A 24,463-nucleotide genomic window follows, 5' to 3' on the forward strand; every position below is an offset into this window, starting at 1 on the left:
GGTGTTAGCTGTAGTCCGCGGTGACGGTTCGCTTCCGGCCATCCAGCCGCAGGGTGCCGCCGTAGGGCACAATCCATTGTGGCCGGGTGTGGCCGAACGGGACTCCGATGCAGACCACGGCCTGATCGTTGTAGCGCCTCATCTCGGCAAGGACAGCATCGCGTTGCGCGTCCCGAAGCGCGGACCGCTCGTCTGCTGGCGGGACCTTGTCGTGGCTGCTCACCGGCGGCCGCGCAACCATGACTCCCGCAACCGCTGAAAGGATGCCCCTTTCCCCCAACGCCCGGAGCCACCTCTTGACCCACACGGCAGGAGGCAGCTCCTCACTCGACTCCAGCAGCAGGATCGATCCTTCGAGCGCCTTGCGGGGCGGCAGCCGATCAGCCATCGCCAGCTGATCGATGACCTCCAGGCACCCGCCCCAGGTGCGGCCGGTTGCTTCCCGCTCCGGCCCCGCCCAGGTCCACGGCTGCGTGGGCTCGCGCCGGCCGAAATCCACCAGGGCTTCCGGAGTCAGCCAGTCCGGCCCAAAGTCCTCGGACTCGCCCGGGTCAACAATCTCCAACTCACCGCCTGTGAACAGCGCTGCCTTCAGCGACGCGAGGTGAACGTCGTCGATGCGCGGCCCGGCTCCGAGGTGCACCTGGGTGGAACCGCCGTAATAGCCTGCTATTCCGAGTGACCACAACCAGTTCAAAAGGTTCGTGTTGTCGCTGTAGCCCATGAAGATTTTCGGGTGCGCGGCGGCGAGATCCGCGCGCAGGTGAGGGATGACGGAGATCTGGTCGTCACCGCCGATCGTCGCGACGATGGCCCGGATGGCCGGGTCCACTAACGCGGCATGGAAATCCGCCGCACGCTCAGCGGCCGAAGCACCCAGCTTTCGGGTGGTCGGGTATTCCACCGGGACCAGCCCCGTTTCGGCGACGAGACGACGCATTGCCTGCTCGTGAACATCAGGCGCCAACCCGGGAGCTGCAAACGACGGAGACAAGATTGCGATCTGATCCCCCGTTTTCAGCTTGGGCGGAGACGCGGGGCCATGACTGGTCGGCATCGTCCCATCCAACCACGGGCAATCCGCCAGCGGGCGTCACTCGCCGCGGGCCGGATCCTCCAAGTACCGTGGCCGCCCCACAATGACCAGGCCCACGGCCAGGACCAGCAAGGCCGCAGCCAGCAGGCCGAAGGAAGCCCCCCAGCCGCCGCTGGCATCGCGCAGCAGCCCGAAGGCCAGCGGACCGGCGCAGGCAACGGTGTAGCCGATGCCTTGTGCGAATCCGGAGAGTGCTCCGGCGCCGGCAGTGGTGCGGGTCCGGAGGTTCACCAGCAGCAGTGCCATGGCATAGGTGCCCTGGCCCAGCCCGGCCAAAGTGATCCACAGCCACGTGCCGAAGGAGGGCGACAGCAGCAGCCCGGCGTATCCGGCCGCGTAGAAGCCGATGAACAGCAGGCCCAACCCCAGCGGATTGCGCAGCCGCGCGGCGATCAGCGGCACCAGCAAGCTGGTCGGCAAACCCAGGATTGCGTAATAGGCCAACATGGTGCCCGCCATCGGCGCCAGCATTCCGCTGTCCACCAGCAGGGGCGGCAGCCACGTAAACATGGCGAAGGTATTTGACGAGGTTCCGGCGAAGACCAGCGCCACCCCCCAGGCGACGGGCGAGCGCCAGAGGCGCACCGCCGTCGTGCTGCCGGAACCGGCTGCGGTTCCCGCTCCGTTACCGTGCGATTCGGCAACTGGCGGTGCTTGATACCGCTCCTCCGGCGGGGGGATTTCCAGCCCGCCGGGCCGGTAGGGCTGCAGCACCATGTGCGCGGTCCGGCGGCGTGTGCGCTCGGTCCAAACGGTCATCAGCCACGGCACCAGTGCCGCAACACTCACCGACGCCCAGATTCCGATCGAGAAACGCCAGCCGGCAGCCTGCTCCAGCGGCACCGCCAGCAGCGGGCTGAACGCCGTGCTGACCGCCAGCAATGTCACGTAAAGCGCCGTGACGATGCCCATCCGGTCTGGAAAATAGCGCTTCACCAGTGGCGGCAGCAGAATGTTGCCGATGCCGTAACCGGCCATGGTCAGGCCGGAGAGGACCAGGAACGACGGCACATCGGTGGCCATTGCGCGGCCTAGTTGTCCGAACGCGGCCATGGCGATTGCCACCAGCAACAGGGCTTCCAGTCCAAGCCACCGCAGCAGCACCGGAACCGCGAAACCGGCAGCAGCGAAGGCTGCGGTGGGCAACATGCCCAGCACGCCGGTGGAAGCGGTGCCGAAGGGCAGCTCTGCGGCAATGTCAGCCAGAACGGGTGACACGCCGGAGACGGCCAGCCGCAAGCTGAGCGCAAGCAGCAGGATGCCGGAGAGGACCGTCAACCGGCCGGCAAACGGGGCGGTCCGCCGGGGGGTGGAATGTGGGCCAGAGGTGGAATCAGGGTTCGGGCGGGTATCGGCAGTCTGTTGCGCGGGCGAGGTCAAGCGTGGTCCATGGGTCGAACGGCCGGGTGGGCGGCCGGGGTCGCACCGGCCGGGATTCACCTTATCCCGTCCCGGCCCGCCTGCCCGGGAGGCAGGCTAGGAATTCTCCGGAGCCAGTTCCTCAGCGAGGATCCAGAAAGTCCGCCGCAGCCTCTCCACCGCCGCCTCATGCTGGCCGCGCTGGAGATACTGAACGGTTTCCCGCCAGCCATCGACCCAGATGGGATAGGCCTCGGCGTGTTGGAAGAGGTGCAGCCGTGCCAGCGAGCGGTCCAGCACATGGGTATTCACAGCCCGCAGTTCCTGGTGGTCCGCTGCCTGCAAAATGATGTCCACCAGGCTGCCCATGATGCGGTGCGAGGCCAGCATGTCCTCCCGCTGGATGGCTGTCCGCAGCTCGTCTGCCAGCGCAGCCATGGAATCGATCTCGGCCGGGGTCAACCGGGGCGCGGCCCGTTCGAACAACGCGACCAGCACCACGCCCATCACGTCCAGAAGTTGGACGGCCTGCAGCCGGCCGGGATTCGCGATGCGGTGTTCGTGTCCGGCTGCCTCAATCAGGCCTTCCTCCGCAAGCACAGTCACGGCTCCGCGCACCAGTGCGTCTTCGATGCCCAGGTGTCCCGCCAAGCCGGCAACGGTTACCGGGGAGCCGGGTTCAAGACGGCCGGCCAGGATTTCCTCCCGCAGCCTCCGGACCACCTCATCGCGTTCCGCCTGCTCCGCCCCGCTGCCCATGATGACGACCTCCTGCCGGACTATGACTGGCGTCACATATGAGTAATGTACGCGAAAAGGTAGATCACGGTCACGGCGATGGCTACTCTGGTGAGACCTGCGGCACAGCGTCGTGCGGCAGGTTCTAAACGTGCAGTCAGGACGTGCGCAGGATGAACGCCACCTACACCGCCACCGCAACCGCCAACAGCAAGAACCCTCACGACTGGGGCCGGGCGATGGCGACCGCCGTGGCTGACCTGCTGCAGCAGTGCGAAGACGGGTCCGCATCGCAAGCGGAGCTCTACGGCGAAGATCTGCGTTTGGTCATTGAGGAGACGGAAACCGGGGTCCGGTTCAACCTTTCCTGGACCCCTGGCACAGCATCTGGCGGACGGGACGCCGCCGTGTCGAGCACCGGAACCTGAATCCCTCCGGATTGCTGGCCGCTGGCCTGACTGCCGGCGGGCTTGCATGCCGGCCGGCGCGGGTGATTGGCCCGCCGGCGTCAGACTGTTCTGCGGCTGCCGATCCTGCCAAGATGAGTCCATGCTCTACCGCCAGCCGTATCTGCACGACCTCACGGGAGTTTTTGCAGCGCCCGTCCAGGTGTGGAGCGAGCCCCACGGCCAGATCCGGGGTACCGGCGCCCAAGGTGCCTACTGCGGGGATGACCGGGTGCTGGCCCGCTGCCTGTTGACGGTGAACGGTCAGGAGCCGGAATGGATTTCCACGCAGTCGCGCTCCGCCGGACGCGCGGATTTCCTCTCCTTCATTCGGACCGCAACGGACGACACCGATCCCGTGGTCACCGTGAACCGCTCGCGGGCGGTGGAAGGCGGCCGGCTGACCGAGACGCTCACGTTCACCTCTGCCCTTGAGGGGGAGCTGGAACTCCAGGTGCAGGTCGATGTGGTGGCCGACGCCATTCCGCTGGAGCAGGTGCGGGCGGGGGCTGCCGGCGAGGCCGGTTCGGTGGCGCCGGGCCAGGCATCGTGGAGCTGGCGGGACAACACCCGCGCCGCGCTGACGGCCGAAGGAGCCCGGACCAGCTTTGACGGCAGCCTGGTCCGGTTGGAGTGGACCGAGGTGCTCAAGCCGGGCGCCGTCGTCGTCCTTTCCTGGGGTCTTGAAGTGGACGACGCCGGGGCTCCGCTGACTGCCGCGGCTGCGCCCCCGCTGCGCACGGCCTCGTTAGCGGGCGATCCCCGGCTGCAGCGGCTGATGAGCCGCTCCATGACCGACCTCAACAGCCTGCGCATGGCCGGCCGGGAAACTCCGGGCGACGTCTTCCTGGCGGCGGGTGCACCCTGGTTCCTGACCCTGTACGGCAGGGAAGCGCTGGTCGCCGCACGTTTGCTGTTGCCGGTCGACTTGGGGGTTGCGGAGGGGACGCTGCGGGCGGTCGCGGGGTGGCAGGGCACGGCCGAGTCGGAAGAAACCGGCGAGCTTCCCGGCCTTATGGTCCAGGAAGTGCGGCAGCGCCGGCTCTCGATGCCGTCGGACGCCGTGGTCCGGCAGCTTCCCGCTGTTTTGTACGGTTCACCGGACGCCACGCTGCTGTGGATCGTGCTGCTGCATGACGCGTGGCACTCCGGGATGCCGGAGGATGCCGTCCGGGACCTGCTGCCCGCCTTGGAGGCCGCACTGGACTGGCTGCGCCACGAAGCCGACCTCGACGGTGACGGCTTCCTGGAGACGCCGGTTGGGCCCCTTCAGGGTCCGGCGCACCAGGGGTCCGGTGATACCCGCGGTGCCTACCGCTATCTGGACGGCGGCACAGCAGCCGGTACCGTGGCGCCCGCGGAACTGCAGGCCTACGCCTACGAGGCAGCCCGGGCCGCGGCGGTCTTGCTGGATTACTTCGGGGAAACGGATTCCGGCGGGGAGTGGCGTGACTACGCGTCCGGGCTGTCGGAGAATTTCCGCAGCCGCTTCTGGTGCTCCGACGACGCCGGCCCGTATCCGGCGATGGCGCTCGATGACCAAAAACAGGCGGTGGACGGCGTCGGGTCCGGCATGGGACATCTGCTGGGCACCGGACTGCTGAACCCCGAGGAGACCCGGACCGTGGCTGCGCGGTTGATGGACCGCACCTTGTTCTCCGGCTACGGCATTCGCAGCCTGTCCACTGCCAATCCCGGGTACTGGCCCACCAGGCGCCGTGCCGGGGCGGTCTGGTCGCAGGACACGGCATGGATCGTGATGGGGCTGCTGCGCACCGGCTTCCAGGATGAGGCAGCCCAGTTGGCGGCAGGACTGCTGGACGCGGCAGAGGGATTCGACTACCGGCTGCCGGAACTCTTCAGCGGGCAGTCTGCCATGGAGGTCCGGCCTCCGCTGCCGTATCCGTCTGCCTGCCGGCCGCACGCCGGGGCTGCCTCTGCCGCGGTGCCGGTGGCGCTGGCCCTGGGCGGATTCAGCGCCACGGCGCTGTAGGCTCCCCACCTGGCTGACTAGAACCTGCCCGCGGGAGGACGCCGTCCAGCCCCGCGCCGCGACGGGTCCTAGCCCCGTGGCACATCCGGTCCGGTGGGCCAGCGGAGCAGGGCCGCGATGCTCTTTCCTCCGGGAAGCGCACCTTCGGGGACCATGGCCACCCGGGCGTCGGTCAGCGCCGCGGCGCGCACCAACGCCGCCGGGGCCGGAACCTTGGCCAGCAGTTCGCCGCCCACCGCTTGCTCACCCGCTGTGGCAATCCACGGTTCGGCGGTCAGGGCATGCACGTGATGGTCGGCGATAGCGCCGTCGTTCATGATCAGGGTGCCGACCTGCGCCTGCTGCAGTGCGCGGATGCACTCGCCCAACCCCACGGTCCACTCGGGATGGGCCTGGCCGGTCTGGTTGGCCAGCCGGTCCAGAATGGCTTTGCGCTGTTCGGTCCACACGTGGGCCACGCGCGCGGCGATTTCGGCACGAAGCGCGTCCTTGTCCGCGCCACCGGTGCGAGTATGGGACTCGATGGTGGATTCGATCGCGCGGCTGGCTTCGGACAGCTGCTCGACCACCAACTCCCGGGCCCGGATGTCCCCGGCGACAATCAGCAGCCGCGCTTTGCTGGCCTGCACCACGCGGTCGATTTCGCCAGCGATCTCATCGGCATTCTTGCGCCAAATTTCCTCGGTGCGGTGCTGGTAGCGGCCCTGGGACCACCCCCCGCCAGGGACTTTGGTGAGGTTTTCCCGCTCGCCCTCCACCGTCTTCGTTTCGGCCACTCCGTTGCGTCGAGCGTAGTGAAGGTGTACTTCGCCACCGTCGCGTCCCACCTCCGCCACGACATAGGGGAAGTCGTCGCCGCGCGCCTTGAACAGGGGCACCAGGTCCGGAATCGGGCCGGCCTGCACAACTTCCGGGCCGGCCATCTCCCCCGGGAGCACCTCGTTGATTTCAACCTCACCGCCACGGACCACCACGTAGCGGCTGACCGGAGAGGGAACACCGGTGGCGGGGGAAACGGCGTCGATCACAGCCTGGATGTCCGCTTTCGAGGCGCCCTGTTTTTCGAGCGAGTCACTCAGCTTGTCCGGAAGTACATCCCCGGCCCGCAGTGTCTCCACGGTGCCCGTGCTGGCGTCGACGTAGACGGTGATCCAAGGCCCAGGCTTCTTGTACAGCTCGGCGTACTTCTTGTTCGCTGCATGGGACGTGTTGACCTGCTCGGTCATCGTGATCACCTTCCCGGGCGGTTGGAGATGCGGGTTTTCTTGATCAGTAGCCCTCACCGTAGCACCGCAGGATTTGCCCTTGAAGAGGCAGCAGAACTTATCCGGACCGGCCCGGGAAATCATTCCCCGGCCGGTCCGGCGCCCTCGCTCCTGGGCCGCCGGAGTGCGGTGTAACCGTCATCGGCAGGTTGACGGACCGTCCGCCGGGACCGCACCTACCGGCCGTGATGTCTCCTGGCAGCTGGCCTGCGGTGTGCCCTAGCCCCTTTGGTATTCCGCGTGCTGGCGGTGGGCTTCGGCCACTTGTTCGCGGATCTTGTCCACGTCTTTGGCCTTGTTGCGGTACTTCGGATCCATCTGCACGATCTGGCGTTCTTCTTCCACCAGCAGGTTGTAGACGCGTTCACGTTCTGCCGGATCGGCCGTGTAGGAGAGGTCCATGTAGCTGACCGCGTGCCGGCGTGCGTTGTTGATGGCGTTCTGGGCCTTGCCGGCCTTGCTCATCAGCGAGGCAACAACGGTCATGATCAGGACACCGATGATGACCGTGAGCGAGACCCCGGTGCTGATCTCAACGACCGGAACCGGCTGTCCGTCATTGACGAACGGCAGGTTGTTCTCGTGCAGCGCATGCAGGATCAGCTTCACGCCGATGAACGCGAGGATCGCCGCCAGACCGTAGGACAGGTAGATCAGCCGGTCCAGGAGGCCGTCAATCAGGAAGTACAGTTGCCGCAGGCCCATCAGCGAGAACGCGGTGGCAGTGAAGACGATGTACACGTTCTGCGTCAGGCCGAAGATCGCGGGAATGGAGTCCAGCGCGAACAGGATGTCGGTGCCGCCGATCGCCACCATGACCAGCAGCATGGGCGTCAGGGCGCGTTTGCCGTTCTGGATGGTGAACAGTTTGTCGCCGTCGTAATAATCGGTGGTGTGGAAGAAGCGCCGGGCCAACCGGATGATGAAGTTGTCCGCCTCATCGCCGCCGTGGCTGGGCTTGAGCAGATTGCCGGCCGTGATGATCAGGATCAGGCCGAAAGCGTAGAACACCCAGGCGAAGGAGTTGATCAGGGCGGCGCCGAGGAAGATGAACGCGGTGCGCGCAATCAGCGAGAAGACGATGCCGAACAGCAGCACCTTCTGCTGGTCTTCGCGGGGAACGGCGAAGCTGGCGATGATGATGAGGAAAACAAACAGGTTGTCTACCGAGAGCGCCTTCTCCGTGATGTAGCCGGCGAAGTATTCGGAGCCCATCTCCACGCCGCCGAAGACCAAAACCAGAATGCCGAAGACGATGGCGATGCCCACATACAGGGCGGACCAGATGGCTGCTTCCTTCAGCGAGGGCACGTGCGCCTTGCGGATGTGGAAGAAGTAATCGAAGGCGAGCAGCGCCAGGATGACGACGATCGTGATGCCCCAGATCAGGGGAGGAACACTCATGAATTCCCTTTCGTAAGCGGGTAGCGGTGAGCCCGCAAGTCTCTCCTCCGGCCAGGCCGGTCGCTGCAGCCGGCCGGGCATCGGTGCCCTACGTGTTGACGGCTGCAGCGCATGGGGATACTCCCTTACGCATCAGTCAGTCTAACGACGACGGCGGTGCCCGCCTAATGCACCCCGCGATATCCGGGGTGATATGGACCGGGCGGCCTGTGCATAACCGTCGCCGTGCTCCTGGACGCCGGTGCGACATCGGCAGCGGCCCCACCCCGCACCGGCCGGGCACCACCTCCCCACCCCGCACCGGCCGGGCCCTTCGCGACATCGACAGCGGCCGGAATCGTCCAGAGCGGCCGATACATGCCAGAACGGCCTCACCCGACGCGCCGGTGTCGGGTTTGCGCCGGTCTGGGCGCTGGTCCTGCCCGTCAGCCATGGATCGTCGCCTCCCGCGGCCGGGCACCACGTCCCCACCCCACACCGGCCGGGCCCTTCGCGACATCGACAGCGGCCGGAATCGTCCAGAGCGGCCGATACATGCCAGAACGGCCTAACCCGACGCGACGGTGTCGGGTTTCCGCCGGTCTGGGCGCTGGTCCTGCCTGTCAGCCGGTGCAGCGCTCCCCCGAGTCATGATGGTTCACAACCTTCGTCAGGCCGGGGCTGCCACTGGTCTACTCCGGCAAGAACGGGATCATGGGTCGGCTCACCCTCCTGCAGCACCGTCGTCGAAATCAAGGAGAGCCGCCCCCGGCAAGGCGTCCCGGGCTCCTGGCTCCCCCTTTTGCCGCTGCGCTCGAGTTTTGACGCTGCGCTCAGCACAGGGGACCTACTATGCACTGGTTATTCGCTGTGACAGGGTAGGGGCATGGACAGAGCCGATCTTGAACAGGCAGTGCAACTGGCCACCGACACCGAACGCATGGCGGCCGCCGAGTACCGCAAGGAAATCGCGCAACAGGACGCCGCCGGCAATGCCGCGCTTTCCGCCAAGGGCCGGGCCTGGGTCATCGCGTACGACGAATTGGCAGCCGCTCGCGACGAGCTGGCGGCTGACCAGCGCTGAAAGGAGCACCTACGTGTCCTACTACCTCGAATACGTCATCCCGGCCGATGCGGAACAGGGAGACTTCGAGTTTCCTGTCAGCGAAGAGCACCGCGGCTACACCGTTCCGCTAAGCGAAATCGAAGAGGACGTGGAAGTGGTCCGTACCGACAAGCTGCCGGCGCGCACCGAGGTGTACGGAGCCTCGCTGGTCGAAGCCAAGGAGGCCGCGGAGTCCATCCTGTCGAACAGCAAGGCCGACCGGGCGGAACTTTTCAACGATCAGGACGACTCCTTGCAGCCGGGATCAGGCACTCTGGTGGCCAGCTACACGGTCGGCGGCGGCTGGCAGGACGTCGAGTAGTCGCTGCGGCGGCTGGCAGAACGTCGAGTAGTACCACCGTTCTGGCCCCGGCGGCTAATCCCTCAAAACCACGTCCAAGGCTTCGGTGGAGCGGTCGGTGACAGTGGTGGGCGATTCCAGATGCACCGCGCCGGAGGGCAGGATGCCGGCGCCGCCGAAGCGTTCCATGACTTTCAGTTGCGCCACCACATCTTCGCCGGCGTGGGCGGCTGGCAGCTCCTGCCAGAACCCGAAGCCCCCGCAATCCAGCAGCGCGTTTCTCCGATACAAGACGCAGCCGCCCACCCAGGCGATCTTGTACAGCCGCCAGCCGGCGTCGGGAATCTCCAACTCTGCCGCAATATGGGTCAGGTTGGCCGCATTGTGCAGCCGCCAGCGATCAAACCCGTCGTCCGCCCGGCGGATACGCTCAGGGCGCACCGGGCCGTCCCATAGCTCGAACGGTTCTTGCTCCCCCGGGCGCACGTCTTCCAAAAAGGACATGCCCTGCACCGCCGCGCCGATGAACCCGCACCCTTCCTCCCGGATTGCCGCGGTCATCCTGGCCAGCATGCCCGGTTCCAGCCACACATCGTTGTCCAGGAAGAGCACCAGTTCAGCGGTAGCCAGCTGGAGAAGGAAGTCGCGCTGCTCGGCCAGTCCGCGTCGGGGCAGGTGCCGTTCCAGCCGCACGGGCCGCCCCTGGGCTTCCAGCACCCTGGTCATGGCGGCCACGGCCGGGTGCTCCCAGACCGGGGCGCCGTCGGTCTGGTCGCTGATAATGACTGAGAACGCCGGGCCGTCCTGGGCCGCCAAGCCGGAGAGCGTGACCGCCAGCTCCGCCTCCCGGCCGTAGCTGGGCACCAACACGTCCAGCTCAGGCCCTGTTTCCTGCGGTGTCAGGGCCCAGCTGCCCGCAGTCCTGCGGCTCATGCCGAACCGGCTCCCGGTGCCGGCGTCGAATCGATTCCCGTTGCGGGCACCGGCCCGGCTCCTGCAGGATGCGCCGAACCTGTTGCAGTGCCCTGCCCCAGGGTTGCTCCGGACGGCTTCGGGCCGCCGCCCGACGCCGGGGCCGCGCCGGTTCCTGCCGCCGGCGCCGAACCGCGGATGCGGCGGACGACCGCCGTCGTGGAGTGGTCGGCCACGTAGTCCAAAATGCAGACCTCGCCGCCGCAGGCTTCCACCACCGTGGTCTCCTCGAGCATTTCCGGCGAGTAGTCCCCGCCCTTGGCATAGATGTCCGGGCGGATCGCTTCGATGAGCGGGATGGGCGTATCCGTCTCGAAGACCGTCACGTAGTCGACGCAGCTGAGCGCGGCGATGATGCCGGCCCGGTCGGCGACCGGGTTGATCGGCCGGTCCGGCCCCTTCAGCCGCCGCGCGGAGGCGTCGCTGTTCAGCGCCACCACCAGCACGTCGCCCAGCTGCTTGGCCTGGGTCAGGTAGCGGGTGTGCCCGCGGTGCAGCACGTCGAAACACCCGTTGGTCAGCACAATGCGCCGGCCCGCAGCCCGTTCGGCTGCGATCGTCTGCCCGAGCGCTGCCTCGTCCAGTGCAGCATCGGAGAAACTGCCCAGGTGTGCGGCGAGGTCAGCAGTGCCGCAGACCGAGGTGCCGCGCCGGCGGACCACTACATCCGCGGCGGCTTGGGCCAGGTCCAGGCTGGTGCTCAGCGGCAGACCCGCAACCCGGGCCAGGGTCAGGCATGCCACGTACGTGTCGCCGGCGCCCGAAGCCTGTTTCTCGGTGACGGGACTTGCCCACGTGCGGTGGGGTCCGCCGTCGTGCATCAGCAGGATGGAACCGTCCTTATCCAACGTGACGACGGCGGCGCCGGCTCCGGTTGCCTCCAGCAGCTCATCCGCATGGTCGGCCACGGCGGCGGCACGATCCGTCTCCGGGTCCAGCGCCACGCCAAGCAGTGCTGCCGCTTCTGCCGCATTCGGGGTCACGAGGTCCGGTGCGATGACCGACCAGGGCCGCGGATCGTGGGCGTCAACTACCAGCAGCCGGCCATCGCGGTGTTGGGCCAGCACCGTGCGCAAGGCATCGCCTAAGGCGCCGGAACCGTAATCACACACCATCACGGCGGCGCTGCCGGCCAGCGCATTCGGAACGGCTGCGGCCAGCCGCGCCTGCGCCGCTTCCGATACCCGGTCCGTGCTCTCGTCCAGCCGCAGCATGATCTGGTCGCCGCCAATGATGCGGTACTTGGTGGTCGTCAGGACGTCTTCGTGTTCCATCAGTCCCGAGATGTCCACCCCTGCCCCCAGCAGCAGGGCACTCAGGCGACGTCCGGCGTCGTCCGCGCCGATCAATCCGACCATCCGTACCCGTGCGCCGAGGGCCGCGAGGTTCATGGCCGTGTTGGCCGCGCCGCCCGGGGCGTACTCCCGCTTGGTCAGGTCCACCACCGGTGCCGGGGCTTCCCGGCAGAACCGTTCGATCCGCCCGCTGAACCAGCCGTCCAGCATCACGTCGCCCACCACTGTCACCCGGGGTGCAGCCTCGGCCAGCCGGGACGGCAGCCAACCCGCCAGCCCGGACACGTCGGACAGGGGCGTGGTCATGCCCGTGCTCCGCCGGGCAGACCGACGTGGACTACCTTCACGGCGCTGAATTCGTCCAGCAGCTCAGGGCCATACCCGAAACCGTCGCCGCTGTCCCGGCGGGGCTGGGCTGAACCGCCCGGGGCGCCGCCGAAGACCGCATTGATCTTGACCGTGCCCACCTGGAGCGCCGCCACGGCCCGGTGCGCATGCTCCATGTCGGCGGTCAGGACAGTAGCGGCCAAACCATACCGGCCCTCGGCCGCCAAAGTCAGACCCTCATCAAAGCTGTCGACCACCCGGACCGGTGCTACCGGGCCGAAGGTCTCCTCCTGCATCACGGCCATCCGGTCCTCGCAATCGAGCAGGACAGTGGCCGGATAGTGCGCGCCCGGCCCCTCGGGCACGGAACCGCCCTCGGCAGCCCTCGCACCGAGCGACAGCGCCTCGACCACGTGGGCGTGCACGCTGTCCCGGAGCCTTCGGTCCACCAACGGGGCCATCAGGGCAGCCTCGTTGCGCTTGCGGGCTTCGGCGGTGAGCGCTTCGCTGAAGCGGGCGGCGACGGCGCGGTGCACGTAGATGCGCTCCACCGAGGTGCAGATCTGCCCGCTGTTGGTAAACGCGCCGACCGCCGCCTGTTCCGCCGCCCACACTGGGTCCACACCGTCATCAACGATCAGCGGATCATTGCCGCCGTTCTCCCGGATGACGTGGGCCCCCGTGAGCGCCGCGGCCCGGGCAATCCGGGCACCGGTAAGACTTGATCCGACATGCGCGACGACGTCGACATCCGGATGGCCGGCCAGCGCTGCTCCAACGGCTGGTCCGCCGGTGAGCGTAACAAGGACCTGCTCGGGCAGCACCTCCGAGAGAATGCGGCCGAGCAGCGCGCCCACATGCGGGCAGCGTTCGCTGGGTTTGTGCAGGACGGTATTGCCCGTGGCAAGGGCTGCACCCAGCAGCCCGGCCGCCACTGCCACGGGATCGTTCCACGGCGTCAGCACCACCGCGACGCCGCGCGGTTCGATGACGGTGTAGTCGGCGGCCAGCGACCCGCCGCGCAGGCTGCGGCCGCGGTGCACCGGACCCAGCTGGGCGTACTGCCGCAAGGTACCGGCCCCAGCCATCACGCTTTCCAGGGCTTCGTGTTCCGGCCGGCCGGTCTCGCGCGCGTTCATCGCAGCGAGCTCACTGGAGTGCTCCTGCAGAGCTGCCGCCGCGGCTTCCAACAGTTCCCCGCGGACTGCAGCGTCAGTGGCGGCCCAGCCTGGTTGGGCCGCCTTGGCGGCAGCAACGGCGTTTCGCACCTCGTCAGGGCCTGCTTCCTCCAGCACGCCCACCAGGCTGCCATCCCGCGGGTCGTGCACCTCCAGCGACGCGAGGTCCCGGGCGGTATCGGAATAGGTGGTCATAACGCTCCTTCCATCCGAGGCGGGGCGGAGGCCGGCCCGTCAATGTCTGGCTTAAGTCCACGTTCACGCAGCGGCTGCGCAGCGCCCGGCATGGGCACGCCGGCACCGGCAACCATGCGTGGTACTGGTCTCCTACCCTTCCGCGAGGGGTTTCAGACACTCCGGTGAGCAGGCTGTTTCTGCGCGGGCACATTGCGGCTTCAGGCCCCATCCGGCCTCTGGCCAGCGGCTCGAAAGCACCTTAAGGTGAAGCTCACGAGGGGCTCGACGAGTCCCATGGGGGCTGCCGTGGAAACGAAATCCGAGTGCCGCGTGGATGTGGTCAGCCATGGACGTTGATTCAGGAGGTGGAGATGGCTGATTCCCCGGCAGAGATGGCAGGTTCCCTCACAGGTGGTGCCGCGTTCGGCGACCAGCGGTTGAGTACCGAGGCCAGGCATGGCCGGGGCATCGGCCCGGTGCTGGAACCCTTCGAGGCAGTCCGGAAAATTGCGGTGCTGCGCGGCGGCGGACTCGGCGACGTGCTGTTTTCGGTACCGGCGCTCGAATCGCTGGCCGCCGCATATCCGGACGCCAGCCTGACGCTTCTGGGCACAGAGGCCCACGCCGCCCTGTTCCGCGGCCGGCCGAGCCCGGTGCATCGGGTGGAACCCCTGCCGTTCGCGTACGGCGTCCGCCCCGGCCCGGAGGACCCGAAGGCCATCGAGGAGTTCCAGCAGCGGATGCGTCAGGAGCAGTTCGACCTGGCGGTGCAACTGCACGGCGGCGGGCGGAACTCGAACCCGTTCCTGCTGGAACTCAGCGCGCGGCATACCGTGGGTACGCGGACCGATGACGCGGCGGCGCTTGAGCGGTCCATCCCGTATCTCTACTACCAGCACGAGGTGTTGCGCGCGCTGGAGGTGGTGGGTTTGGCCGGCGCCGCCCCGGCCGCGCTGCAGCCGGAACTGGAGCCGCTGACCGACGAAGAGGCATTGGTAGCGACACTGCTCGACGACGGCAGACCCTCCCTGGTGACCATCCACCCCGGTGCCACGGACCAGCGGCGGCGGTGGCCGGCGTCGCACTTTGCGCACGTGGCGGCATGGGCGGCCGACGACGGGTGCCAGGTTCTGGTGGTCGGCGACCAATCCGACGAGGCGCTGGCCGACGAGGTCGTGGGACTGGCCCGCGCGGCAGCCGGATCCGGCGGCGGCAGCATCACCTCGGTGGCCGGCCGGCTGGAGCTGGACGAGTTGTCCGCGTTGCTCCGCGCCAGTGACGTGATGGTGGGCAACGACAGCGGCCCGCGTCACCTGGCCCAGGCCGTGGGCACACCAACCGTGGGCATTTACTGGGCCGGGAACATGATCATGGCCGGGGCGCTCGGCAGGACCATGCACCGGACCCACATGTCCTGGATGACGCGCTGCCCGGCCTGCTCAGCGGATCTGACCCAGGTGGGCTGGACTGCCGACCGCTGCAGCCATGAATTCTCCCTGACGGACCAGATCCGCGCAGAGGACGTCTACGCGGATCTGCGCCAGCTTAGGGCCACGAGTCTTCTTCTTCGTGGCAAATGACCATCTCGCGCACCTCGCAGCCCTTCGGCTGTGACAGGGCGAAAAGTATGGCCTCGGCTACCCGCTCCGGATCATTGAGCCGGGAGTCGTCCTGCGGCTTGTACTGCTCCGTGCGGTCATCGAAGAACCGGGTTTTCATGCCGGCCGGGATCATGGTGGTCACGCCGATCCGACCGCGGGTTTCGGCGGCGAGCGCGCGGCTGAAACCGATGACACCGAATTTCGAGGCGCAGTAGGCGGTGGCGTCGGAGACGGCTTTGATCCCCAGCGACGAGGCAACGGTGACCACCCGCCCGTGCGTTGACATCAGGTGGGGCAGAGCCGCGCGCACCACCGAGACCGTGCCCATCAGGTTGACCCCGATGACCTTCTCCCATTCCTGCGCGGGAACGTCTTCCAGGCGCCCGCAGCGGTCAATGCCGGCAGCGGTCACGACGGCGTCCAGCCCGTCGAGCGTTCCGGCAGCCTGGTGCACGGCCGCTTCGACGGCGGCCCTGTCGGCGACGTCGACCTCGATGCTCTTGGCCTGGCCTACCCGGCTCACATCACGGTCCAGCACGACGGGCGTGCCGCCGGCCGCCAGGACCGCCTCCACGACGGCAGCTCCGAGCCCGGATCCTCCGCCGGTGACCAGCACACGGCCAGGGTTGGTTAATGCAGTGCTCATCTTTTCCTCCTCAGGTTCAGGAATGGTTGTTCGTGTCGGGACCTGCAGGGGCCGGCGGTCCGGGGTTGGTTGGCGCTCCTTGGCGGGGGCGCTTATGGGCCGGGGTGACGGGATGCCCGGGTGCGGCGCCGGGGGGCCCGTCAGCCGACTTTCGCCAGGGCGGCGGCCAGGCCGGTGGTGGAACGGGCGGGGTAGTAGGGCACGGTGACGGTCTGGCCGCCCCAGGACTGCAGCAGCCGCGCTTCGGGCAGTTGGTCGGCGGTATAGTCGCCGCCCTTGACCCAAATGTCCGGGCGCAGCCGTTCCAACGCGGTTTCCGGGGTGGCTTCGTCGAAGACCAGCACAGCATCCACGCACTCCAGCGCCAGCAGCAGTTCGGTGCGGTCCTCCTGATTCATGATCGGGCGTTCTTCACCTTTCAGGCCACGGACCGAATCGTCCGAGTTAAGGCAGACGATCAAGCAGTCCCCCAGCTTCCGCGCGGCCGCCAAGGTCCTGGCATGGCCGGCGTGCAGCAGGTCGAAGCAGCCTCCGGTGGCCACTACCGTGCCGCCGGCTTCACGGGTGTGTGCGGCAACACACATGGCGTCCACCCCGGGGCCGCGCAGCTGTACCGGAGCGTTGTCCCGGCGAAGCGAAGCCACGCCCCCGGCAGCGAGGAAAGCCGCAGCCTGCCTCACGGCGTCCTCCACCGCGGCGGCCAGCGGCTGCCCGGAGGCCAACGCCACCGCCAGCGAAGCGGCGAACCGGTCTCCCGCACCACAGGTATCCGCCGGGTCCATGGCCGGAGCGGGAACAGCCTGCGGCAGCCCGCCTTCGGTCTGGATCATGGCCCCATCCCCGCCCAGCGTCACGACGACGGCGCGGCTGTTCCAGCGCGAGCGCAATTCTCCCGCGGCCAGCGCAGCTTCCCGGGCACCTCTCTGGTGCCCTCCCCGCTGCTCCCCGCGGCCTGGCTGTTCTCCGCCGTGGCCCGGTTCGGCCAGCCGCAGGGCCTCCGGCAGGTTGGGCGTCGCAGCAGCGACGCCCTCGACCGGAGCAGGTCCGGCCGGGTGCGGGTCCCACACCACTGGGATCGTGTGCACCAGCGCAGCCAAAGCTTCGCGAAGCTCGGGCACAGCCGCCATGCCGCGCCCATAATCGGCAACAACAATGGCGTCGGCCGTTTCCAGCGCCTCGAGCATGGCCGGTGTGGGAACCGGAATGGGCGGCGCGGCGGCGCAGCCTTCATCCACCCGGACCACGGACTGGCCGTCGGCGCGGATGCGGGTTTTTACCGGCGTCGGGGCTCCGGAAGGTCCCGCAATCACGTGGATGCCGTCCAGCGCCTGGAGCAGCCGGGAGGCGGCGCCGTCGTCGGACAATGCCGTGACCAAAAGGACGTCCCGGCCGTCGCGGGCCAGCATCCGGGCCACCAGCCCGGCTCCCCCGGCACGGTAGGTTGTTTCCGCGGCGTCGACTACCGGGACGGGCCCGTCCGGACTCAGTCTGGTTGCCGCCCCCTCGACATCCGCATCGAGGAGTACATCGCCCACCACCACAATCTTCATGGCCGGCCTCCCTGCCCATGCCCGCCTTGGGGGAGGCTTCCGGCGATGACTTCGGGGTTTTCGGGGAGGTCTGCTGCGCGGTCTTCGTGGCGCGCCACCTCGGCGTCGAACGCCCGGCAGAGCGCATGCAGTGCCATCAGGTGGCCCTCCTGAACATTGGCCGGCAGGGCGTCCACGGCTACGTAGTCATCGCAGAGCTGCGTCAGGGGATTCGGTGCCCTGCCCGTCAGCGCCCAGCAGGTGACGCCGATGCTGCGGGCAGCTTCGGCCGCACGCAGCAGGTTCCCGCTCTTGCCGCTGGTGGTCAACAGCAGCAGTACGTCGCCGGCCCGCCCATGGCCCAGCACCTGCCGGGCAAACAGCTGGTCGTATCCGTAGTCGTTGGCAATTGCCGTGACAGCCGAGGTCTCCGCGTGCAGCGAGATGGCGGAGAAGGCGCGGCGTTCGCCGTCGAAGCGGCCCACCAGTTCCGCTGTGAGGTGCTGGGCTTCCGCTGCCGAGCCGCCGTTGCCAGCCGCCAGCAGCCGTCCTCCGCCCAGAAGCCTCCGGGCCAGCTCGCTTCCCCAGCCAGCCAGTTGGCCGGCCTGGGCACGCAACGACTCCACGGCGGGTGCCACCGCCTGCAGGTGCGCCAGAACCGCGTCCACCGCTTCGCTCTGCGCGTGGAGCGGATCGGCTTCCGGTACCGGCGCCAGCGTGGGGCCGGGTTGCGGCGGCCGCGCGTAGACGTCGGTGCGGGCGGCGGAGGCGGGGGCAGCCGCGGCCAGTGCGGTGGCCCGTGCTGCTGCTTTGGCGATGCCGGCGGCCCGTTTCACAGTGCTTCTCCTTCGAGCTGCCCGACTCCGGCGGCGACTGCCCTGGAGCCGCTGCTCACGGCCAGGTGGTAGGCCTTTTCGGTATCGGCGGCCACCCGGTCCCACGAGTAGCGGTTCCGCACGCGCTGCTGTCCGGCCCGCCCAAGATCGCGGCGCAGCTCGGGATTGGCCAGCAACTCGGCCACCGCATCCGCGACCGCTTCCGGATCGCGCGGAGGCACGTGCAGACCCGTTGTGCGGTCAACCACTGTATCGATCAGCCCGCCGACCGAGGCCGCGACCACCGGAACGCCGCAGGCCATCGCTTCCAGCGGAACGATGCCGAACGGTTCGTACCATGGCGCGCAGATGACGACGTCGGCGCTGCGCAGCACGGGCGGGATTTCTTCCCGCGGCAGTTGGCCGCGCAGCACCAACTGATCCTCCACGCCGAGTCCGCGGGCGAGGCCGCGCAGCCGTTGGGCTTCCGGATCGGCCGCGAGCCCGGCTGCACCGGACGCACCGCCCACCACCAGCAGTTCGACGTCGTCCATGCCCTGGTCCTTGAGCAGCCGCAGGGCCTGGACGGCCAGGTCAATGCCCTTGCGCGGGACCAGCCGGCCCAGCGTCACAAGGCGGTGGGTGCGGCCCCGCGGCTCGGCTTCGCCGTCGGCCTTGAAGAGTCCCAAATCCACGCCGCAGGGGGCAATGGAGATGTTGCCGCGCGGGATGCCCAGGGCCACCAACTCGAACACTTCATCCGAGCAGGTGGCGATGATCCGGTCCATGCTGCGGCCAACCGACGGTTCCAGCCATTGGCGTTCGGCCGGACTGGTGTCCTGGGAACCCTGATGCCGCCGTTTGACAGTGCCGAGTGCGTGGAAGGTCTGCAGCACCGGCACCGGTCTGGTGCCCGGGCGGCGGGCGGCATCCAGGGCGGCCACCCCGGACATCCAGAAGTGCGCGTGCACCACATCCGGCGGGTTGCCCGCCCAGTCCGCGGTGATCCCGTCGGCCAGCCGGCCCATATACGGCAGCAGCTCGTCCTTGGCGACGGGCCGGGGCGGTCCGGCGTTGACGTGGATGACTTCCACGCCCGGTCGCATCGTGACGCGGACCGGCAGCAGCGGATCATCCCGGCGGGTGTAGACACTCACGTGGTGTCCCCGCCGGGCCAGCGCGGCGGAGAGGGCCGCGACATGCACGTTTTGGCCGCCGGCATCCACACCACCCAGGGCGGCCAGCGGGCTGGCATGTTCGGAAATCATCGATATCCTCACGGCTTTCTCCTCTCGTTGGCGGCAATGGATCGTCCGGGGCGGATGGTGGTCTCAGCCAGCAGGCTGTCCCAGTTGTCCAGGAAGGCCTGCAGTCCGTAGTTCTGCAGCGCCGCCTTACGGGCGACGGTCCCGCGGGCTGCTGCCTCGTCCGGGTCCTTCAGCAAGCGGGCCGCTTGGCGCCGCAGCTGGTCAACATCCGTGGAGATGGCGCCTGCCTCCGGTGGCACGGCCCGGGCCGCCTCCGTAGTGGCCAGCGCCACCACCGGCATGCCCAAGTGCATCGCTTCCAGCAGGGCCAGGCCCAGCGACGTCCAGCGCAGCGGGTGCAGGTAGAGGCGGCAACGGGCCAGCTCGGCGTGCAGCTGCGGGCCGGGCAGGTCGCCGCGCACGTGCAGCTGATCCGCGCCGAGCCCGGTGGCGGCGCCCAGCCGGTCGGTGCCCATGCCGAAGACTTCCAGCGGTCCTGCCTCCGCAAAGGCCGGCAACAGGTCGGTTCCGGTGACGCGCCAGCGCCGGACCGGTTCATTGATCACCACGCCCTGGCGTTCGAGTTCGCCGGTGTAGAGCTTGCCGGGGTCGATGATCCCGTGCTCGATCACCGCCGTCCGGGCCGTCCCGCAGTCCCAGAACAGTTGGTTGAAATGGGTAACATGCACGATGGTCATGTCCTGCTGGTCGGCCAACGGGTGAAGCGAGTTGGGCACGCCGCCCTTGGGCGTGTTGTGTTCCAGGAACACCGCCGGAATATCGCGGCCCGGCCGTCGGCCGAGCAAGCGCTCGCATTCCGCGATCTCCTCCGGACGCTGCAACACCACAACGTCAGGTTCTTCGTCCTGCAGCCGGCCCGGCTCCACGTCGCGCACCGACGGCGGCCAGTCCCGGCCGGCGCGGCCCAACCCCCACGGTCCGCCGTCGGCGGTGGCAGGGAGCAGATATTCGTGGCGGCCCCGCACAAATGCGTCGGTCCAGCCGCCATGGACATGCCACAACAGGATCCTCATGCGTTCCTCGTCTTTCTCCGGGCGGACAGGTACGTCACGTCCCGGGTCAGCCGCTGGACAGCCTCGAGCACTTCATCAGGCGATACATCTGCCAGGCAGGGGTGTCCCGGGACGGGGCAGACGCGGGCGCGGCTGAGCTTGCAGGGCGCCTCCTGGTTCCCGAGCACCTCCACCGGAACCTTGTAGGGGGCCCAGCGGATCGCCGGAACCACCGGTGCGAAGAGAGACACCACCGGGGTGCCCACGGCGGCGGCCAGGTGCGCCGGTCCGGTATTTCCGGTCACGACGGCGGAGGCCCCGGCCAGCACTCCCGCCAAGCTGCGCAGGTCCGTTTGTCCCCCCAGATCCAGCGCGCCGGGGACAGCGACGGTGGCCGTCAGTTCCTGTTCCCGGGGACCGCCCGTGACCACCACCCGGTACCCGGCACCGATCAGCAGTTCGACGGCGGCGGCATGGTGGAGATCCGGCCAGGCCCTCGCCGGCACGGCAGCGCCGGGATGCACGGCAATGTAGGGCCCGGGGCCGGTCAGCTCCGAGGTATCGGGGACGCCGCGCACCTGCAGCCGTCCGTCGTCGTCGGGGGGCAGCCGGTATCCGGCGGCGGCGGCGATCTGCAGCGCGCGTTCGGCCTCCGGCTGGTCCTCGGGGAAGTCCTCGCCCGGGCGCAGCCGCCGGTCCAGCAGGGAACCGGCGTAATCGACTGACGCGCCGGTGATCCGTTCGACGCCGGCCAGCCGCAGCAGCAACGCCAGCGGCAGCGGTGATTGGTGGAAGGACGTGAGGATCACTGCCTCGGAGATGCCTGCAGCCCGCACCCAGTCCGTCAGGGCGGCAACATGTTCCGCTGTTGCCGCTGGGGCGGGATCCACGATCCAAGGACTGGCCCAGCTGAAAACCTCGGCGACGCCGGGCAGCAATTCTGCGGCGGCCTTTCCCTGCGGACCGCACAACACGGCGACTTCCCGGGGTCCGGTGCCTTGTCCGGCCGCGACCGCCCGTACCGCCGGGCCCGCCAGCAACACGTCGCCGGCGCTGTCCAGCCGCGCCACCAGCACCCGGTTCACTGGCGGCCTGCCAGCAACTGCGCCACGGCGGCGGCGAGGTCTTCGGCGACCAGAGCGGCGGCGTCGACTTCTTCCCGCCGGGTCACCGGCGTAGGCACCATGACCCCCGTCGCCCCGGCTGCGGCCGCAGCCTCGACATCGGCGCCGATGTCCCCGATGTAGGCCACTTCCGAGGGGTCCAGCCCCAGCCTGCGGCAGGCCGCAAGGATCATGCCGGGCTGCGGCTTCCGGCAGCGGCAGCCGTCGTCGGGGTTGTGCGGGCAGATCTCCCACACGTCAAACGGTCCCAGCAGCTCTTCCACCCGCGTGTTGACGGCGTCGACCTGTTGCCGGTTCAACAGCCCGCGTCCGATGCCTGACTGGTTGGTGAGCACTCCGCACGGCAGGCCTGCGGCACGGACCGCATCAAGCGCGGCGCGGGCGCCGGCTACGGGGCGGACCTTTCCGGGGTCACTGTTGTAGGGCACGTCCGTGACCAGCGTGCCGTCCCGGTCAAACAGGATGGCACGCGGCGGGGACTGGGCGGTTGTGCTCATACCAGCACTGTTCCCAGCACGGCTGCGACCTAAACACTTCTGTTGCTACTAGTTTTGTGTTGCGGGCTTCCCCGGGGCCAAGGAAGACAGGCGGAGGCGTACGGTGCGCTCATCTGGCAGGATGGGCACAGCCGGCTGGGAAGGAAGGGCGCCGTGGCAGAACCTGAGGGACTCGAACGGGACGAACGGCCCGAGCTGCTGGTGCTCCGGGCGTTGAAGCTGGGCGATCTGCTCGTCGCGGTCCCGGCACTGCGGGCGCTGCGCGCAGCCTATCCGGGACACCGGATCATCTACGCTGCCCAAGCCTGGTTGCAGCCGGTGCTGGAACTCACCGGAGCGGTCGACGACCTGCTGGCGACGCATGGACTTGACGTGCCGCTGGCGCTTAGGCCCGGCCGGGTGGAGATCGCCGTAAACCTGCACGGCAACGGGCCCGAAAGCCGCGGCCGGCTGGAAGCCCTGCAGCCCGCGGTCCGCATTGGCCACCGCTCACCCGGATGGCCCGGTCCGCAGTGGCCGGAGGGCGTACACGAACGCGAGCGCTGGGCCCGGATGCTGCAGTGGCACGGCATTGAGGCGGATCCACTGGATTACCGGCTGAACAGACCTGCCGTCCAGAGCCCCTGGCCGGGAGCTGCGGTGCTCCACGTCGGCGCGGCCTACGGCAGCCGTCTGTGGCCGGCCGAGCGGTTCGCCGTCGTCGCCCGGAAACTGGCGGACCAAGGACACCATGTCCTGTTCACCGGAAGCCCGGCCGAGCGGCCACGGGCACAGGCCGTCGCCGAACTGGCGGGGCTGGGGCCGGAATCCGTGGTTGCCGGCACACTCCCCCTGGCGGAATTTGCAGCTGTTATCGCCGACGCCGCCGTCGTCATTTCCGCCGATACCGGCGCTGCGCACCTGGCCTCCGCCTATGCCCGGCCGTCAGTGGTCATCTTCGGGCCCGCCCCGGTCAGCGTCTGGGGGCCACCGCCCGGGCCCCATCGTGTCCTGACCGACGAGAGCCTGCGGCTGGGCGAGACGTTCTCTGCCGACCCCGACCCTGCACTGCTGGCCATCGGTCCGGAAGACGTTGTGGCGGCCGTTGAGCAACTGCCGGTGCCTACGCCGTTCGCATCCGCTGCCGGGCCGGCGCCGGCTGATCCCCCAGCACCCGGCGCTGGAGCTTGATTAGGATCCTGGCCAGCGCGCGGGATACCTGCATCTGGGTCATGCCGATGCGTTCTCCAACGCGGCGCTGGGACTCTTCCTGAAAGTACCGGTAAAAGAGCAACTGGCGTTCCTGCGGCTCCAGCTCGCGGATGGCGCCCCTCAGCACCAGCAGTTCTTCAGTCCGTTCGGTCCCCCCGTCCAACACGGCGAGCGATTCGGCCAGATGCTGGCCCTCGGGAGTTCCGTCCAGCGATTCGGGCCGCAGGCTGCCGTGGCAGTTGAGGGCTTCCGCCACCGTCTCCGGGCATTCCGCGAGGGCCTGGGCAAGTTCCTGCAGCCTGGGCTCGCGGCCCAGCCGCTGGGCAAGTTCCGGCGTCATCCTGATCGCCGCCGTCCGCAGGTCCTGAAGATGGCGTGGAGGCCGGATCATCCAGGAACTGTCCCGAAGATAGCGTTTCAGCTCGCCATGGACCGTCGGGACGGCGTAGGCCTGAAAGTCCGCGCCATGGTCGGGATTGAAACCGCGCACTGCCTTGAGCAGTCCCAGCCGTGCCACCTGATGCAGGTCGTCGATCTCCCTGCCGGGGCCGGAATAGTTGCGGGCGATGGCCTCCGCAATGCCCAGGTTCCCCAGCAGAAGTTCCTCTTCCAGTGCCGCGCGCAAGGATCCCGTGGCGCGTCTCGCCTTGCGGAACAAAATCCGAATTTCTTGGTCGTTGTGCTGCACCAGAGGCCCACTCTCTATCGGGGAAGCGCGGGACCAGAACCGCTTCTCCCCCAAGAGAACATAAGCATGCTGATTGTGCAACAGTTTGGCGTCGATTTTATGAGCAAAAGTCTTTTCTTCTCCGGCAGGAAGAAGGTATAAGCAGCAGAAGCAAGCCGACCACGGCTCAGGCAATCAGGACGGCATGGACAGCGGGGCGGCGAGGGCCCAACCCCCTGACCTGGCTTAAGCTGCCAGCGCGGCCTAACCTTCCGGGCAGCCTACCCCTTCCGGCGCGGCCTAACCTGCCAGAGCGGACTAACCTTCCGGGCAGCCTAACCCTTCCGGCGCAGCCTAACCCTTCCGGCGCGGCCTAACACCTTCGGGGGCTGCCCAATCTCCCAGAGCGGCCTAAAACTTCCAGAGCGGCCGAGCTATGCCAGAACGGCCTTCCCCGACGTGCCCGCGTCGAGTATCGGCCGGTCTCGATGGCAGCTT

The 24,463-nt window shown here is 68.4% G+C and carries 22 protein-coding genes; 6 read left to right on the forward strand and 16 right to left on the reverse strand.

Annotated elements, in window-relative coordinates; translation table 11 throughout:
* Window positions 1-4: 4 nt before the first annotated feature.
* The 3 genes from AC5RWT_RS13150 to AC5RWT_RS13160 all read right to left on the reverse strand — a co-directional run bounded on the left by AC5RWT_RS13150 (window position 5) and on the right by AC5RWT_RS13160 (window position 3,250).
* Window positions 5-1,057, reverse strand: coding sequence for a S66 family peptidase (locus AC5RWT_RS13150; protein WP_494080568.1), 1,053 nt, complete (start codon window positions 1,055-1,057; stop codon window positions 5-7).
* A gap of 36 nt (window positions 1,058-1,093) precedes the next feature.
* Window positions 1,094-2,476 carry an MFS transporter gene (locus AC5RWT_RS13155; protein WP_494080569.1) on the reverse strand — a complete coding sequence of 461 codons (1,383 nt, stop codon included), beginning with the start codon at window positions 2,474-2,476 and terminating at the stop codon, window positions 1,094-1,096.
* Window positions 2,477-2,572: 96 nt separating this feature from the next.
* Window positions 2,573-3,250 carry a GntR family transcriptional regulator gene (locus AC5RWT_RS13160; protein WP_494080570.1) on the reverse strand — a complete coding sequence of 226 codons (678 nt, stop codon included), beginning with the start codon at window positions 3,248-3,250 and terminating at the stop codon, window positions 2,573-2,575.
* A gap of 107 nt (window positions 3,251-3,357) precedes the next feature.
* Here AC5RWT_RS13160 and AC5RWT_RS13165 point away from each other — a divergent pair, with 107 nt between their 5' ends.
* Entirely contained in the window at window positions 3,358-3,621 is a 264-nt protein-coding gene (locus tag AC5RWT_RS13165; protein WP_494080571.1) for a hypothetical protein, read from the forward strand.
* 121 nt (window positions 3,622-3,742) lie between these two features.
* The gene (locus AC5RWT_RS13170) at window positions 3,743-5,632 is read left to right on the forward strand and encodes a glycogen debranching N-terminal domain-containing protein (protein WP_494080572.1); all 1,890 of its coding nucleotides are present in this window, start codon (window positions 3,743-3,745) and stop codon (window positions 5,630-5,632) included.
* A 68-nt stretch (window positions 5,633-5,700) separates the two neighbouring features.
* On the opposite strand, the gene AC5RWT_RS13175 is transcribed toward AC5RWT_RS13170, so the two are convergent.
* Together AC5RWT_RS13175 and AC5RWT_RS13180 are read right to left on the reverse strand one after the other, a co-directional pair.
* Window positions 5,701-6,858, reverse strand: coding sequence for a baeRF2 domain-containing protein (locus AC5RWT_RS13175; RefSeq protein WP_494080573.1), 1,158 nt, complete (start codon window positions 6,856-6,858; stop codon window positions 5,701-5,703).
* A gap of 258 nt (window positions 6,859-7,116) precedes the next feature.
* A complete protein-coding gene (locus AC5RWT_RS13180) occupies window positions 7,117-8,301 on the reverse strand; it encodes a TerC family protein (protein ID WP_494080574.1) in 1,185 nt (394 codons plus the stop codon).
* 865 nt (window positions 8,302-9,166) lie between these two features.
* Here AC5RWT_RS13180 and AC5RWT_RS13185 point away from each other — a divergent pair.
* Both AC5RWT_RS13185 and AC5RWT_RS13190 read left to right on the forward strand, forming a co-directional pair.
* Window positions 9,167-9,364, forward strand: coding sequence for a hypothetical protein (locus AC5RWT_RS13185; protein ID WP_494080575.1), 198 nt, complete (start codon window positions 9,167-9,169; stop codon window positions 9,362-9,364).
* Window positions 9,365-9,377: 13 nt separating this feature from the next.
* Window positions 9,378-9,707, forward strand: a complete 330-nt coding sequence (locus AC5RWT_RS13190) for a hypothetical protein (protein WP_494080576.1) — start codon at window positions 9,378-9,380, stop codon at window positions 9,705-9,707.
* Between the two features lie 54 nt (window positions 9,708-9,761).
* Here the strand turns inward: AC5RWT_RS13190 and AC5RWT_RS13195 are convergent, their stop codons facing one another.
* From AC5RWT_RS13195 to AC5RWT_RS13205, 3 genes are read right to left on the reverse strand one after another with little or no spacing between them, the layout of a single operon-like run.
* On the reverse strand, window positions 9,762-10,619 hold the full coding sequence (locus AC5RWT_RS13195) for a glycosyltransferase family 2 protein (protein WP_494080577.1): 858 nt from the start codon (window positions 10,617-10,619) through the stop codon (window positions 9,762-9,764).
* Complete coding sequence (gene rfaE2, locus AC5RWT_RS13200) at window positions 10,616-12,259, reverse strand: D-glycero-beta-D-manno-heptose 1-phosphate adenylyltransferase (protein WP_494080578.1); 1,644 nt, start codon at window positions 12,257-12,259, stop codon at window positions 10,616-10,618. Before rfaE2 ends, AC5RWT_RS13195 begins: the two co-directional genes overlap by 4 nt.
* Entirely contained in the window at window positions 12,256-13,653 is a 1,398-nt protein-coding gene (locus AC5RWT_RS13205; RefSeq protein ID WP_494080579.1) for an aldehyde dehydrogenase family protein, read from the reverse strand. Before AC5RWT_RS13205 ends, rfaE2 begins: the two co-directional genes overlap by 4 nt.
* A gap of 353 nt (window positions 13,654-14,006) precedes the next feature.
* Here AC5RWT_RS13205 and AC5RWT_RS13210 point away from each other — a divergent pair, with 353 nt between their 5' ends.
* A complete protein-coding gene (locus AC5RWT_RS13210; RefSeq protein WP_494080580.1) occupies window positions 14,007-15,215 on the forward strand; it encodes a glycosyltransferase family 9 protein in 1,209 nt (402 codons plus the stop codon).
* Here the strand turns inward: AC5RWT_RS13210 and AC5RWT_RS13215 are convergent.
* The 7 genes from AC5RWT_RS13215 to AC5RWT_RS13245 form a co-directional block, all read right to left on the reverse strand.
* Window positions 15,181-15,882 carry an SDR family oxidoreductase gene (locus AC5RWT_RS13215; protein ID WP_494080581.1) on the reverse strand — a complete coding sequence of 234 codons (702 nt, stop codon included), beginning with the start codon at window positions 15,880-15,882 and terminating at the stop codon, window positions 15,181-15,183. The genes AC5RWT_RS13210 and AC5RWT_RS13215 overlap by 35 nt on opposite strands.
* Window positions 15,883-16,022: 140 nt before the next feature.
* Window positions 16,023-17,432, reverse strand: coding sequence for a PfkB family carbohydrate kinase (locus tag AC5RWT_RS13220; protein ID WP_494080582.1), 1,410 nt, complete (start codon window positions 17,430-17,432; stop codon window positions 16,023-16,025).
* A complete protein-coding gene (locus AC5RWT_RS13225) occupies window positions 17,429-18,127 on the reverse strand; it encodes a D-sedoheptulose-7-phosphate isomerase (protein WP_494080618.1) in 699 nt (232 codons plus the stop codon). The genes AC5RWT_RS13220 and AC5RWT_RS13225 overlap by 4 nt, the downstream gene beginning before the upstream one ends.
* A gap of 116 nt (window positions 18,128-18,243) precedes the next feature.
* Window positions 18,244-19,506: a glycosyltransferase gene (locus AC5RWT_RS13230; protein WP_494080583.1), complete on the reverse strand. Its 1,263-nt coding sequence runs from the start codon at window positions 19,504-19,506 to the stop codon at window positions 18,244-18,246.
* Entirely contained in the window at window positions 19,503-20,507 is a 1,005-nt protein-coding gene (locus tag AC5RWT_RS13235; RefSeq protein WP_494080584.1) for a glycosyltransferase family 4 protein, read from the reverse strand. The genes AC5RWT_RS13230 and AC5RWT_RS13235 overlap by 4 nt, the downstream gene beginning before the upstream one ends.
* Complete coding sequence (locus AC5RWT_RS13240) at window positions 20,504-21,571, reverse strand: glycosyltransferase family 9 protein (protein ID WP_494080585.1); 1,068 nt, start codon at window positions 21,569-21,571, stop codon at window positions 20,504-20,506. The genes AC5RWT_RS13235 and AC5RWT_RS13240 overlap by 4 nt, the downstream gene beginning before the upstream one ends.
* A complete protein-coding gene (locus AC5RWT_RS13245) occupies window positions 21,568-22,107 on the reverse strand; it encodes a D-glycero-alpha-D-manno-heptose-1,7-bisphosphate 7-phosphatase (protein ID WP_494080586.1) in 540 nt (179 codons plus the stop codon). Before AC5RWT_RS13245 ends, AC5RWT_RS13240 begins: the two co-directional genes overlap by 4 nt.
* 153 nt (window positions 22,108-22,260) lie before the next feature.
* On the opposite strand from AC5RWT_RS13245, the gene AC5RWT_RS13250 reads away from it, so the two are divergent.
* Window positions 22,261-23,277 carry a glycosyltransferase family 9 protein gene (locus AC5RWT_RS13250; RefSeq protein WP_494080587.1) on the forward strand — a complete coding sequence of 339 codons (1,017 nt, stop codon included), beginning with the start codon at window positions 22,261-22,263 and terminating at the stop codon, window positions 23,275-23,277.
* Here AC5RWT_RS13250 and AC5RWT_RS13255 read toward each other — a convergent pair.
* On the reverse strand, window positions 23,210-23,923 hold the full coding sequence (locus AC5RWT_RS13255; protein ID WP_494080588.1) for a sigma-70 family RNA polymerase sigma factor: 714 nt from the start codon (window positions 23,921-23,923) through the stop codon (window positions 23,210-23,212). The genes AC5RWT_RS13250 and AC5RWT_RS13255 overlap by 68 nt on opposite strands.
* Window positions 23,924-24,463: the final 540 nt, after the last annotated feature.

Source organism: Arthrobacter sp. Dra40 (genome assembly GCF_059091905.1).

Coding starts and splice junctions, on each gene's coding strand:
- AC5RWT_RS13245 (WP_494080586.1), bottom strand. CDS start 22,107: ATGAGCACAACCGCCCAGTCCCCGCCGCGTGCCATCCTGTTTGACCGG.
- AC5RWT_RS13210 (WP_494080580.1), top strand. CDS start 14,007: ATGGCTGATTCCCCGGCAGAGATGGCAGGTTCCCTCACAGGTGGTGCC.
- AC5RWT_RS13180 (WP_494080574.1), bottom strand. CDS start 8,301: ATGAGTGTTCCTCCCCTGATCTGGGGCATCACGATCGTCGTCATCCTG.
- AC5RWT_RS13175 (WP_494080573.1), bottom strand. CDS start 6,858: ATGACCGAGCAGGTCAACACGTCCCATGCAGCGAACAAGAAGTACGCC.
- rfaE2 (WP_494080578.1), bottom strand. CDS start 12,259: ATGACCACGCCCCTGTCCGACGTGTCCGGGCTGGCGGGTTGGCTGCCG.
- AC5RWT_RS13170 (WP_494080572.1), top strand. CDS start 3,743: ATGCTCTACCGCCAGCCGTATCTGCACGACCTCACGGGAGTTTTTGCA.
- AC5RWT_RS13235 (WP_494080584.1), bottom strand. CDS start 20,507: ATGAGGATCCTGTTGTGGCATGTCCATGGCGGCTGGACCGACGCATTT.
- AC5RWT_RS13205 (WP_494080579.1), bottom strand. CDS start 13,653: ATGACCACCTATTCCGATACCGCCCGGGACCTCGCGTCGCTGGAGGTG.
- AC5RWT_RS13185 (WP_494080575.1), top strand. CDS start 9,167: ATGGACAGAGCCGATCTTGAACAGGCAGTGCAACTGGCCACCGACACC.
- AC5RWT_RS13215 (WP_494080581.1), bottom strand. CDS start 15,882: ATGAGCACTGCATTAACCAACCCTGGCCGTGTGCTGGTCACCGGCGGA.
- AC5RWT_RS13195 (WP_494080577.1), bottom strand. CDS start 10,619: ATGAGCCGCAGGACTGCGGGCAGCTGGGCCCTGACACCGCAGGAAACA.
- AC5RWT_RS13150 (WP_494080568.1), bottom strand. CDS start 1,057: ATGCCGACCAGTCATGGCCCCGCGTCTCCGCCCAAGCTGAAAACGGGG.
- AC5RWT_RS13220 (WP_494080582.1), bottom strand. CDS start 17,432: ATGAAGATTGTGGTGGTGGGCGATGTACTCCTCGATGCGGATGTCGAG.